This window comes from Bifidobacterium jacchi, assembly GCF_009078285.1.
GTDB classification, from domain to species: domain Bacteria; phylum Actinomycetota; class Actinomycetes; order Actinomycetales; family Bifidobacteriaceae; genus Bifidobacterium; species Bifidobacterium jacchi.
In genome coordinates, this window is sequence record NZ_RQSP01000003.1 from 123,675 (window position 1) to 133,592 (window position 9,918).

The following is a 9,918-nucleotide window of genomic DNA, read 5'->3' on the forward strand; positions in this document are numbered from 1 at the left end:
CATATATCGCATGACCCCGCCCGTTCATTGCACGCAGTCGCCGCGCGTCAGTTCAGCGGCTTGGCGTCCTTGATGGTGACGGAGATCTCACGGCCGTTGGGAGCCTTGTAGCTGACGGTATCGCCGGTCTTGGCGCCGAGGATGGCGGCGCCGATCGGCGACTCGGGGCTGAGCACGTCGTAATGGGTGGCGACCGCGATGTCGCGAGCGCCGAGCACGTAGGTCATCTCGGAACCGGCGAGCTCGATGGTGACCAGCGAGCCGTTGCCGACCGTGCCGGCCTTCGGCGCCTCCACGATCTTCGCGTTGCGCAGCTTGACGGTCAGCTCGTTGATGCGGCCCTCGTTCTTGCTCTGCTCCTCGCGGGCGGCCTGGTAGCCGCCGTTCTCCGACAGATCACCCTCCGCGCGGGCGGTGGCGATGCGCTCGGTGATCTCGTCGCGGTACTCGCCTTCGCGGTGCGCGAGCTCCGCCTTGAGCGTGTCGTACGCCTCCTGGGTGAGCAGAATCGTCTTTTCCTCGGTCATTGTCGTTCCTTCTGTTGCATTGATTGTTGAATGATTATTGAAATGGTTGACGTATCGTCTGCCGCATCATGAATACGACGATCCGACCCGATGCAGGGCCTGTCAGCATGCCCAGCACATCAAGGCCGGATCATTGGATTCGACGATGCCGCGATCTGGTTGCGCTATCCACAGTGCAGTTACCCGCAGTGCCGGTACCCGCAGTGCGTCAATATTCAGGAGGCCGGGCGCTCCGTCAGGAAGGCCCGGCCCGCTGATGCCGCCGTCGGTCGGTTCAAGGCCGCCCGACGATCACGCTCATCTCGTGGAGATGATGTCGATGACGAACACCAGTGTGTCCCCGCCGCCGATGCCCGCCTGCGGAACGCCGCGGGAGCCGTAGCCGTATTCAGGCGGAATGGAGACGACCAGACGCGAGCCGACGTTGTGGCCCGGCACCGTCTGATCCCAGCCGCGAATCACCTGACCGACGCCGATGCCGAAGCTGGCCGGCTGATGACGCTCGAAGCTGGAGTCGAACGCCTTGTCCTTGCCCCAGACCACGCCATGATAGTTCACCGTCACCGTATCGCCGCGGCGGACGATCGGGCCGTCGCCTTCGACCAGCTCGACCGACTTGAGCCCGGCCGGCGCCTCGCCCTCGAACGAAATCTGCGGCATGGCGCCAAACTCGGCGTTGACCTTCGGCATGTTCGTCGTCATAAATCCTCCTTGTGGACACGCAATGTGCTATAGACTACCCGCAGCGGCCCCGGCGCGCAAGCTCCCTTACACTCCCTTAACACCAGTGGCGACACGGATGCGTCGAAGGCCCGCCCCGCAGCCGTTCAGCATTCGACCACGTTCACGGCAAGCCCGCCCTGACTGGTCTCCTTGTACTTGGCCATCATGTCCTCGCCGGTGTCCTTCATCGTCTTGATCGCCTGATCAAGGCTGACGATATGCGATCCGTTGCCGAGCATCGCCATCCTGACCGCGTTGATCGCCGTATTCGCCGCCATCGCATTGCGTTCGATGCACGGAATCTGCACCAGGCCGCCCACCGGATCGCAGGTGAGTCCCAGATTATGTTCGATGCCGATCTCCGCCGCGTTCTCCACCTGCGCCGGATTGCCTCCCATGACCGCGCACAGACCGGCCGCCGCCATCGAACAGGCGACGCCGACCTCGCCCTGGCAGCCGACCTCCGCGCCGGAGATCGAAGCGTTGCGTTTGAACAGATATCCGATCGCCCCGGCGGTCAGCAGAAACTCGACCACGCCATCCTCGTTGGCGGAATCGACGAAATGCCAATAATAGTGCAGCACCGCCGGTATGATGCCCGCCGAGCCGTTGGTGGGGGCCGTCACGACCCGCCCTCCCCCGGCGTTCTCCTCGGATACGGCGAGCGCGAACAGATCGACCCATGCCGCATCCGACGCCTCAAGCGCCGCGTCGAGACGATGGCTGCGTTTGAGCACGTCGCTGTTGGCCGCCAGCCGCGCGTACATCTTCGGCGCGCGCCGCGGCACGTCGAGTCCGCCCGGCAGCGTGGCCAGCTCGCTGGTGCACCCGTTGGTGACGCATTCGCGCATGGTGCGCCACACGGTGAGCAGATCGGCGCGCACCTCGCTCGCCGGCCGCGTGGCGGTCTCGTTCGCCCAGACGAGTTCGGCGATGGACGTATGATGCTCGCCGCACAGCGCGACGAGTTCGTCGCCCGACGTGAAGTCGTATGGCACATGCGGGCCGAAATCGGTGCTTGACGCCTCATCCTGATCGGCGAACGCCGTGCCCGCAGGCGGGCGGTCATGGATGCCGATCATCTGGTCGTCGGGGCGACCTTCGCGAATGAACCCGCCGCCGATCGAATACCAGACCTGCTCGTCGAGGGGGCTGCCCGCGGAGCCGTCCGCAGTGTTGTCCGCAGTGTTGCCTGCGGAGCCGAAGGCCTGGAAGCGCATGCCGTTGGGATGGGCGGCCATGCGATGCCACCGGTCGAAGACGATGTCGCGATCATAGTCGAAACCCACCGAATGCACGCCCGCAAGGTTGATCGTGCCGTCCGCCTCGCATTCCTCGCGGATGGTGAGCACATGATCGGTGTTGACGCTCGCCGGAACTCCGCCCTCAAGACCGGCCATGATCGCGCGGTCGGTGCCATGGCCCAGTCCGGTCAGCGCCAGAGAGCCGTACAAGGTGACGCGTATGCGGCGAACGCGGTCGATCACGCCGGATTCTACCAGCGACATGGCGAAGCGACGGCCGGCGACCATCGGCCCCACCGTGTGGGACGAGCTCGGCCCCACGCCGATTGTGAACATATCGAGAATGCTGAACATCAGGTGTCAGTATAGCCCCTAAGCGTGCCCACGGCCGAATCTCGCCTCGCCCGCATTGCACCGTCCCAACACGGCATCATCCGACCCATCGCCGCCGACGGGAACGCGCCCGTCTACCTGATCTGGAACGTGCTGCAGGCTCACATCAGGCTCGCGGATACGACCGTGCACGGCGTAATGGCATGAAGCCGTCGTCAAGCGGCGAAAAGCGATAGGACACGGCAGAACGCGATAGGGCCCGATGGGAATGAATCCGGTTCAGGCGCTCGCCGACTTGCATCAATGTATCTTATAGAATACGATTGTGGGTATGGAGATCAAGCAATCCGCCGAATTCGCCAAATGGTTCCGCAAGCTGCGGAACCGTCAGGCGAAGGCCGCCATCGCCGCCCGTCTCGATGCCATCAGGCTCGCCGGGCATCCCCTCGGCGACATCAAGCCCGTCGGCGGGCCCGTCAGTGAGATGCGGTTCCATCTCGGGGCCGGATACCGCGTCTACTACGCCATGGAGGGCGACGTGCTCATGCTGCTGCTCGCGGGCGGCGACAAAAACACCCAGCAGGCGGACATCAAACGGGCGCACAGCATTCTCGACGACCACAAGGAGCAGCAATGAGCACCGGATTCACCGACTACGACACCAGCGAATACCTCGAAGACGAGCAGGACGCCATCGCCTACCTCAACGCCATCGCCGAATACGACGACCCTGCGCTCATGCAGGCCGCCATCGGCAACGTCGCCAAGGCCCGCGGCATGACCCAGATCGCCAAGGAGGCCGGCGTCGGCCGCGAAAGCCTGTACAAGAGCCTCAGCCGCGACGGCAACCCCAGCTTCGCGACCATACTCAAGGTCATCCACGCGCTCGGCGGACGCCTCACCGTCCAACCCGCCTGACCGGCCCTACTTGACGCGACCGTCCCGCATACTGTTGCCGGATTGGTCATTACCATGCAACGGGAATGATCGAACAACGACCGCATTCACCCGCAAGGATGATGCGGTCGTTGAATCTGGAAATGGGGGACAGAGTCGAAAACACGGAAAACGAAAAAGCCGCTCCCCCTGCTGCCGTAAGGGAAAGCGGCCTATTCGCACTACTCTTGGAACGTGCCTCCGGCGGGACTCGAACCCGCAAGAAATACCGCCGAAAACCCTTACAAATACTAGCCTTACCCAGCCTCACTCTCGACGGTTGCCCACAATTTGCCCACATTCTCCTGAGCCAGTAGCGCTCCCATCGATTCCGAAAGCACGTCAAGATCATCGTCAAACAAGTCTGCATACACGTCCAAGGTCATCGCAGCCGACGCATGACCCAGCTGCCGTTGTACCGCCTTCACGTTTGCGCCGCTGCACACCATGATGCTCGCCGCAGTATGCCGTAAATCATGAATCGTCAGATGCCCCTCAATCCCCGCTCGACGCATCCCCACAGACAACCAGCCATCCGACCGTGACGCGTTCCCCCACTCACGTATCATCTCCCCCGGCTTACCGGGAGCTTCAAACAGCAGCGCATCCGAAGGCCTGCCCACGCAACGCGCTCGCAAAACCGGGTCAAGAACCGCCGGATACATGATAATCCGCGCCTCATGAGTCTTCGTATCATCCGGCACAATGACGCCGGCGACCATTGGAGCCGATGCAGCGATACGAATCCGATGCCTGGTCAGATCAACGTCACCGACTCGCAAGGGCACCAGCTCCCCCCAGCGCATCCCGCAGAGGCCGAGCAGTAGGATAATGTCACGCCGCCATGGTGTTACTTCGCTGGCTAGGCTGATGAGCTGAGCTACGGTCAAATATCGGTGCGCTCGCGGTTTTTTACGCGGCAGTTCCACGCCGCGCGCAGGGTTTGAGTGGATCCGCCGATCAGCCGTCGCATTATCGAGGATCCCCGCAAGGATGCCGTAGGCGCGTAAGACTACGCTCGCGCTCCTCTTACCCGTAATTTCCGCGATCCACTGTTGCACGGATTCGCGTGTCACCTCGCTTACCGGGACGCTCCCCCATATTGGCTCAACCCACGTGCGATAAGCGTCGGCCAGTACGCGGTAATGGCTTGCTTTTGAAGATATCCTCTTCGCAACGAGCCACGCTTCCGACAGGGTGCCGACTGTGATGCGTCCCGCTTGGGGGTCCACGAAAGCGCCTTGTGCCTTCGCGATGGTCACGTGCTCGGCCGCCCACCGTTCCGCGTCGATCCTACGTCGGAACCCGCGCTTGTCGGTCTGCGACCCGTCCGGCTTCCTGTAGCGGACGCGGTAGCGCACGCCGCCTTTCGTCGAGTATTTCGTGACGTTCGCCATGCCTCACCCCTCGGGATGCCTGCGCGGCCGGCCTCCGCCGACCCCACGACCGGGACGCGCCGCGTTCCACGCGTCGATCGTCTCCGGCCGCCAGCCGCGCGTCGTCCCCACCAGCACGTCGGGCTCCGGCAGACGATAGCCCCTCGCCGCCGGATTCTTCACGCCGAGGCGCTCGCCGACCTCCTTGAGGCTCAGATACCGCTCAGTCATCTTTCCCGACCTTTCCCGTGAAGCCGGCCATGAGGCCGAGGAAGCCGGTGGCGATGGCCATGACGGCCAGCGCCCGCGGGTCGAAGCCGGCGAACGCGCCGCATGCCGTGGCCACTCCCAGCATCATGCTGGATATCGCATTGATTTTGCTTTTCATGATGATTGCGGGAAGATGGGATGGAGGGGGATTCTGGATACTACGGATATCTGGAATCCCCCGGACTCTACTTCTTGGTGCGCCGATGCTTCGGTCTGCGCCGCCTGTCGAGCTTGTCGATGATGAAATCAATCAGCTGGAGCAGGAACATCGCCGCCGTGAGAACGACCGAGACCACATCCCATCTCAACCGCATCACCTCCTTTCGCTGTTCTGTTTTGCCGACATAACTAATATAGCACAGTTATGTATGTTGGTCAAGCCGCAGCGGACAGGACACGCCGACGACCACACCGCAGAGTTGAATGGACGGCAAAGGAGAAGAAAATGGCCCGCACAAGCACCCCCTTGGAGAACACGTCCGCCAACACCCACGACGAAGACAGCGCTGATACCCTGTACGTGCGCTACGCCGGCGAGGCGCTGGACATGCACGAGATGGACGTGAAGCAGCTCGCCCCCGCGCTCCTGTCCCTCGCCAAGGCGTTCGACATCCTGCAGAAGGACGTGGCCCCCGAGGCCCGCGTGCACCTCAACGCGCAGGCGACCCGCGAGGGCTCCTTCACCATCGACCTGCTCCTCCACCTCGCCACCGAGGCCGAAGGCATCCTCACCGGGGACGGCGTGACCGCGATAGTCAACGCCTCCGGCCTCATGGGCATATATTTCGGCGTGATAAAACTCGCCAAACGATTCTCCAGAAACATCAAGCCGACGAAGAAAACGGACGCCGGCAAGGACGAGAACGGCCTCGACCTCGTGGACATCACATTCCCGGACGGCACGAAGATACGCGGGTTGAAAGCGTCCATGGAAGCATTGAAGAACCCGGAGCTCGTCAAAGCCGTCAAGGGAGTCGTCGCCCCCACACTGGAGGACGGCATCGATCTCGTCCAGTTCCAGTCCGGCACGCACGACGAGACGATCGGCACGGAGGACGCCGACGCCATCTCCCATTACGATCCCGGCGAAAAGGAACACACCGAGGACACCGTCGAGATCGTCATCCAAGCACTCGACGTCTCCTTCCGGGAGAACGGCAAATGGCGCATCACCGACGGCATCAAGACCCAGTTCGTGACCCTTGAAGACGAACGGTTCAAGAAACGCGTCCTCGACGGCGACGAGGCCATGCGAGCCAACGACATCTACCGCGTGGACATGCGCGTGGAAAAGTCGCTGGACGAGAAGAACCGGCTCACGACCAGATACGCCGCCATCACCAAAGTCCACGAACACCGCGGAGTCGCCGACCAGCCCACACTGTTCTGAGACAAGACACGACAAGAGCCGCCCCGGCGCTCGCAAGGAGCGGGCGGGACGGCTCGCGTATGGACGAAGCTACGCGGCGAGTTCCACGGGAGCCCTCTCTTCCAATTTGGAGTAGGGGATGACGGTCACGCCGTAGTTGCGGAACGCGGTAAGCGCGCCGCGCTGCAACGGCGTCTGCCGATCGTCGCCGATGACTATCAGTTCGGACTCCTTGCGCTTGGGATCCTTCTTCGTGTCATCCCATCCGAACATGATGTCCTTCACGGCGTCCTTGTCGAATCGATTCGGAGCCTGGCAGAACCGGGTCGGATGGTTGGCGCTGCGCTGGAACAGGAAGTCGAAGCTGTGCTCGTAGCTGGATACGCCGCGAATGCCCACGTTCGGAGTGTAGAACACCTGGCATGCATCGAGCTTCAGCGCCACATCGTCGGCGAAATAGGACAGCACCCTCTTCTGCGAGGTCTCCAGCATGGAGCCGATGTCGGTCAACGCCTGCACGAAACGGTTCATCGCGTCCGGCCGGCTTCCCTCGGTCTCCAAGGTGATCTGCCCGTCGTCGCCGACCACGGCGCCGAAACGCAGGGCGAGGCGATTGATGCGCTCGCGTCTCGATTCGGTGATGGTGACGCCGTTGAGGTCGAAGGACGCCATCGTGTACCCGTCGTCGGTGAACGAGGTGACTCCGTCGGTGGTGCGGACGTAGAAGCACAGGTCGTCGTTGGAGCGGTCGAGGAACGGCAGGGTGACCTCGCGCCATTCGCCGACGTTGCGCACGGACGATTCGCGTTTGAGCCATTCGCCGTATTCCGCGATGAGCTCGTCGATGGATGTGGTGGCGTTCATATCAGTTTCTCCTGGAAGTCCGGTCTGCGGATGACGTTGAATCTGTCCAACAGCCTTATTGTATCGTTCACGAAGTCCGGCGATTCGATGTCCGCGGCCTGGGCGTTCCAGTCGTCCTCGCCTTCCTTGTAGATGTGCCAGTGGGTTCCGCTGATTCTTGTGCCGTCGGGGTTCGTGTGGGTCGAGCCGTTCACGCACAGCCGCAGCAGGGGCACGCCGAGCCGTGTGATTCGAGCGGACATGGAGTGGCGGTCGGCGTTGATCGCGCCCTTGAACACGGCTATGGTGAATTTCTCCCCGTCGTCGCCGAGCACGTGGAATTCGGCGTTGCGTTCTCCGGCCACGGGCATGACAAACAGCTTCTCTATTGAGTTCTTCACCTCGGCGATAAGACGTTCCGCCTCGTCCTGCGAAAGCGTATAGATCGGCTTGCGGTTCTTTCTTGACATTTTCCCTTCTCCTATCTGAACACGGCCGAATGAATCACTTGACGTTTACCTTGTCCTCGGCCTTGATCCGGTCGGCCCATGCGTCGATGTCGATGGGATCCGTGCCACGCGCCTCACGATACGCAGCCTCACGCTCGGCCTCCGTGTCCCCATGCTTCGCCGCCATCGTAAGAAAATCAGGCTCCACCGGAGCACGATCATGCTCCGCGTCATCAAGCCGAGGCGCACCCTCAATGAGCTGGGTCGGGGTTAGCCCCCAAAGCTTGCACATGCGCTCGATGTCGCCTAAGGCCCACTCTTTCTCGTCATTGATGCGTTCTCTGACGTAGGTCGGACTGCGCCCTATCAGCCGCGCGAACTCGCTTTGATTCAAGCGGCGCACCCCCGCCTGTGATCTAATGGCTCGGCTTACAGTCAATGCAAAGCCGCTTACTCCAATGCTGTTTCTACCCATGATTACATCTTAGCTTACTTAAGCGGTAAAACGCTTATATACGCAATAGTTTGTATACCTTAGCCCTATCCACTTAAATAAGACACGCCCGACCGACGTATATACTTGACTTTCGCTTAATTAAGCGAATAATGGAAATCACCAGCCAAGGAAAGGACAGGCAGGATGGCACAGGAAATCGAGAGGACCGAGGTCAGGACCAGAGTCACCACGGAGGGTGCCGTGAGGACCTTCACCGCCGAAACGGAGGACGGGATCCAACTGGTCGTCACCAACCACGCGGACGGCACCACGACGGTGAGGATCGGACGCGGAGGCCAAGGCCCCAAGGTCAGGATCAGCGAGGAAGCGAGCGGCCAGCTCGCCGCGATCCTCTGAAAACCACAAGCCGGGCGGCGAGCGCCGCCCCATATACATCGACAACAAGCATCGCGATTCCGTCACAGGAGGAACATCGTGGCCACATCGGCACTTGAGACGCGATTCACTGACAGGGCACGGGCGGTCCTAGCCTCACAAGGGATATCCGTCTCCGAATACGCAGAGAAAACCGGACAGACATTCGACATGGCATCACGGCGACTCAACGGCAAAGTGAAGGTCTCCATCACCGATCTTGCAAACTTCGCTGAACTGACCGGATACGACCCCTGCGAGTTTCTTGAGGATGAGTTTGTGTTGAAGCCTGCGGTGCTCGCGGGCAGGGAGGCGGCGTGATGTCAGGTGAGGATCTTCGTTCGCTTCGTATAGCCGAAGCCCTGCTCGCTTTCCAGACTGCGGTGCACCCCGAACTCGCTGACCCAGACGACACCGATCGCGGCCTTGACATGCGGCGAGCCGATGGCACCCGACCGTCTCAGGGAGACGGCTTCTTCGTGAAGCTTCTCGACAAGGAGCGGCACTTCGAGCGTCAACTGTCCGTATGCGGACAGGTGGGAGGCGTCGCCTTCCCCTACTGCCTGTCCTTCGAATCGGACGGTGACATGAACGTCTCGTGCGTCGAGACCGCAGTCATCGATGATGACGAGTTCGGCCCGATCTGCATCAAACTCGGCCGCCCAACGATAGACGGTCTGATCGCGGCCGGCGGCCAACGCCCGTTGTGCGATCAGATTCGCGTGTTCTCCTATCTGGTTCGCATGGTCTGCCAGCTGATTGGCGGAATGCGCGGCCTTGAGGGATTCAGCGGCGACGCGGTTCGCTTCTTCCGCGAGACGGTTCGCGTCCTCGGCGAGCTTGTTCGCCTTGCCCGTCTGGACGAGGGCGACAATGCCGGCGACGGTGCCGAACAGGCCGCCGACGGCACCGAACCCGGTCCAGAACAGATTCCAATCCATGAACCGAATACTACCCGCAGGGAGGTGGCGTGATGA

Annotated in this window: 16 protein-coding genes; 5 read left to right on the forward strand and 11 right to left on the reverse strand. The window is 61.9% G+C overall.

Annotation, left to right across the window (positions count from 1 at the left end; all coding sequences use genetic code 11):
* Nucleotides 1–47: 47 nt before the first annotated feature.
* The 3 genes from EHS19_RS01730 to EHS19_RS01740 all read right to left on the reverse strand — a co-directional run bounded on the left by EHS19_RS01730 (nt 48) and on the right by EHS19_RS01740 (nt 2,848).
* Entirely contained in the window at nt 48–527 is a 480-nt protein-coding gene (locus EHS19_RS01730; protein WP_151916056.1) for a GreA/GreB family elongation factor, read from the reverse strand.
* Between the two features lie 297 nt (nt 528–824).
* The gene (locus tag EHS19_RS01735; RefSeq protein ID WP_151916057.1) at nt 825–1,229 is read right to left on the reverse strand and encodes an FKBP-type peptidyl-prolyl cis-trans isomerase; all 405 of its coding nucleotides are present in this window, start codon (nt 1,227–1,229) and stop codon (nt 825–827) included.
* 125 nt (nt 1,230–1,354) lie between these two features.
* Nucleotides 1,355–2,848, reverse strand: coding sequence for an L-serine ammonia-lyase (locus EHS19_RS01740; protein ID WP_151916058.1), 1,494 nt, complete (start codon nt 2,846–2,848; stop codon nt 1,355–1,357).
* Nucleotides 2,849–3,158: 310 nt separating this feature from the next.
* Here EHS19_RS01740 and EHS19_RS01745 point away from each other — a divergent pair, with 310 nt between their 5' ends.
* On the forward strand, nt 3,159–3,464 hold the full coding sequence (locus EHS19_RS01745) for a type II toxin-antitoxin system RelE/ParE family toxin (protein WP_151916059.1): 306 nt from the start codon (nt 3,159–3,161) through the stop codon (nt 3,462–3,464).
* Nucleotides 3,461–3,745, forward strand: a complete 285-nt coding sequence (locus EHS19_RS01750) for an addiction module antidote protein (RefSeq protein ID WP_151916060.1) — start codon at nt 3,461–3,463, stop codon at nt 3,743–3,745. Before EHS19_RS01745 ends, EHS19_RS01750 begins: the two co-directional genes overlap by 4 nt.
* A gap of 275 nt (nt 3,746–4,020) precedes the next feature.
* On the opposite strand, the gene EHS19_RS01755 is transcribed toward EHS19_RS01750, so the two are convergent.
* The 4 genes from EHS19_RS01755 to EHS19_RS11545 all read right to left on the reverse strand — a co-directional run bounded on the left by EHS19_RS01755 (nt 4,021) and on the right by EHS19_RS11545 (nt 5,723).
* The gene (locus EHS19_RS01755; protein WP_151916061.1) at nt 4,021–5,160 is read right to left on the reverse strand and encodes a tyrosine-type recombinase/integrase; all 1,140 of its coding nucleotides are present in this window, start codon (nt 5,158–5,160) and stop codon (nt 4,021–4,023) included.
* 3 nt (nt 5,161–5,163) lie between these two features.
* Nucleotides 5,164–5,370, reverse strand: a complete 207-nt coding sequence (locus tag EHS19_RS01760; RefSeq protein WP_151916062.1) for a helix-turn-helix transcriptional regulator — start codon at nt 5,368–5,370, stop codon at nt 5,164–5,166.
* Complete coding sequence (locus tag EHS19_RS10640) at nt 5,363–5,527, reverse strand: hypothetical protein (RefSeq protein ID WP_175578240.1); 165 nt, start codon at nt 5,525–5,527, stop codon at nt 5,363–5,365. The genes EHS19_RS01760 and EHS19_RS10640 overlap by 8 nt, the downstream gene beginning before the upstream one ends.
* Nucleotides 5,528–5,594: 67 nt before the next feature.
* Nucleotides 5,595–5,723 carry a hypothetical protein gene (locus EHS19_RS11545; protein WP_277752778.1) on the reverse strand — a complete coding sequence of 43 codons (129 nt, stop codon included), beginning with the start codon at nt 5,721–5,723 and terminating at the stop codon, nt 5,595–5,597.
* Between the two features lie 131 nt (nt 5,724–5,854).
* On the opposite strand from EHS19_RS11545, the gene EHS19_RS01765 reads away from it, so the two are divergent.
* The gene (locus EHS19_RS01765) at nt 5,855–6,799 is read left to right on the forward strand and encodes an LAPAL motif-containing putative phage structural protein (RefSeq protein ID WP_151916063.1); all 945 of its coding nucleotides are present in this window, start codon (nt 5,855–5,857) and stop codon (nt 6,797–6,799) included.
* Nucleotides 6,800–6,868: 69 nt separating this feature from the next.
* Here the strand turns inward: EHS19_RS01765 and EHS19_RS01770 are convergent, their stop codons facing one another.
* From EHS19_RS01770 to EHS19_RS01780, 3 genes are read right to left on the reverse strand one after another with little or no spacing between them, the layout of a single operon-like run.
* Nucleotides 6,869–7,642, reverse strand: a complete 774-nt coding sequence (locus EHS19_RS01770) for a DUF1829 domain-containing protein (RefSeq protein WP_151916064.1) — start codon at nt 7,640–7,642, stop codon at nt 6,869–6,871.
* Nucleotides 7,639–8,091, reverse strand: a complete 453-nt coding sequence (locus tag EHS19_RS01775; RefSeq protein ID WP_151916065.1) for a DUF6978 family protein — start codon at nt 8,089–8,091, stop codon at nt 7,639–7,641. Before EHS19_RS01775 ends, EHS19_RS01770 begins: the two co-directional genes overlap by 4 nt.
* A gap of 34 nt (nt 8,092–8,125) precedes the next feature.
* Nucleotides 8,126–8,464 (reverse strand): hypothetical protein, encoded by a 339-nt coding sequence (locus EHS19_RS01780; RefSeq protein ID WP_151916066.1) that lies wholly within the window; start codon nt 8,462–8,464, stop codon nt 8,126–8,128.
* Between the two features lie 246 nt (nt 8,465–8,710).
* On the opposite strand from EHS19_RS01780, the gene EHS19_RS01785 reads away from it, so the two are divergent.
* Both EHS19_RS01785 and EHS19_RS01790 read left to right on the forward strand, forming a co-directional pair.
* Nucleotides 8,711–8,923, forward strand: coding sequence for a hypothetical protein (locus EHS19_RS01785; RefSeq protein ID WP_151916068.1), 213 nt, complete (start codon nt 8,711–8,713; stop codon nt 8,921–8,923).
* A gap of 78 nt (nt 8,924–9,001) precedes the next feature.
* The gene (locus EHS19_RS01790; protein ID WP_151916070.1) at nt 9,002–9,262 is read left to right on the forward strand and encodes a helix-turn-helix domain-containing protein; all 261 of its coding nucleotides are present in this window, start codon (nt 9,002–9,004) and stop codon (nt 9,260–9,262) included.
* A gap of 2 nt (nt 9,263–9,264) precedes the next feature.
* Here EHS19_RS01790 and EHS19_RS01795 read toward each other — a convergent pair whose 3' ends face one another.
* Nucleotides 9,265–9,882 carry a hypothetical protein gene (locus EHS19_RS01795; protein WP_151916071.1) on the reverse strand — a complete coding sequence of 206 codons (618 nt, stop codon included), beginning with the start codon at nt 9,880–9,882 and terminating at the stop codon, nt 9,265–9,267.
* Nucleotides 9,883–9,918 lie beyond the last annotated feature (36 nt).

Excerpts from the sequence above, each read along its gene's own strand:
- EHS19_RS01760 (WP_151916062.1), bottom strand. The coding sequence starts at position 5,370 with ATGACTGAGCGGTATCTGAGCCTCAAGGAGGTCGGCGAGCGCCTCGGC.
- EHS19_RS01765 (WP_151916063.1), top strand. The coding sequence starts at position 5,855 with ATGGCCCGCACAAGCACCCCCTTGGAGAACACGTCCGCCAACACCCAC.
- EHS19_RS01730 (WP_151916056.1), bottom strand. The coding sequence starts at position 527 with ATGACCGAGGAAAAGACGATTCTGCTCACCCAGGAGGCGTACGACACG.
- EHS19_RS10640 (WP_175578240.1), bottom strand. The coding sequence starts at position 5,527 with ATGAAAAGCAAAATCAATGCGATATCCAGCATGATGCTGGGAGTGGCC.
- EHS19_RS01735 (WP_151916057.1), bottom strand. The coding sequence starts at position 1,229 with ATGACGACGAACATGCCGAAGGTCAACGCCGAGTTTGGCGCCATGCCG.
- EHS19_RS01795 (WP_151916071.1), bottom strand. The coding sequence starts at position 9,882 with ATGGATTGGAATCTGTTCTGGACCGGGTTCGGTGCCGTCGGCGGCCTG.
- EHS19_RS01750 (WP_151916060.1), top strand. The coding sequence starts at position 3,461 with ATGAGCACCGGATTCACCGACTACGACACCAGCGAATACCTCGAAGAC.
- EHS19_RS01785 (WP_151916068.1), top strand. The coding sequence starts at position 8,711 with ATGGCACAGGAAATCGAGAGGACCGAGGTCAGGACCAGAGTCACCACG.
- EHS19_RS01740 (WP_151916058.1), bottom strand. The coding sequence starts at position 2,848 with ATGTTCAGCATTCTCGATATGTTCACAATCGGCGTGGGGCCGAGCTCG.
- EHS19_RS01755 (WP_151916061.1), bottom strand. The coding sequence starts at position 5,160 with ATGGCGAACGTCACGAAATACTCGACGAAAGGCGGCGTGCGCTACCGC.
- EHS19_RS01745 (WP_151916059.1), top strand. The coding sequence starts at position 3,159 with ATGGAGATCAAGCAATCCGCCGAATTCGCCAAATGGTTCCGCAAGCTG.
- EHS19_RS11545 (WP_277752778.1), bottom strand. The coding sequence starts at position 5,723 with ATGCGGTTGAGATGGGATGTGGTCTCGGTCGTTCTCACGGCGGCGATG.
- EHS19_RS01770 (WP_151916064.1), bottom strand. The coding sequence starts at position 7,642 with ATGAACGCCACCACATCCATCGACGAGCTCATCGCGGAATACGGCGAA.
- EHS19_RS01775 (WP_151916065.1), bottom strand. The coding sequence starts at position 8,091 with ATGTCAAGAAAGAACCGCAAGCCGATCTATACGCTTTCGCAGGACGAG.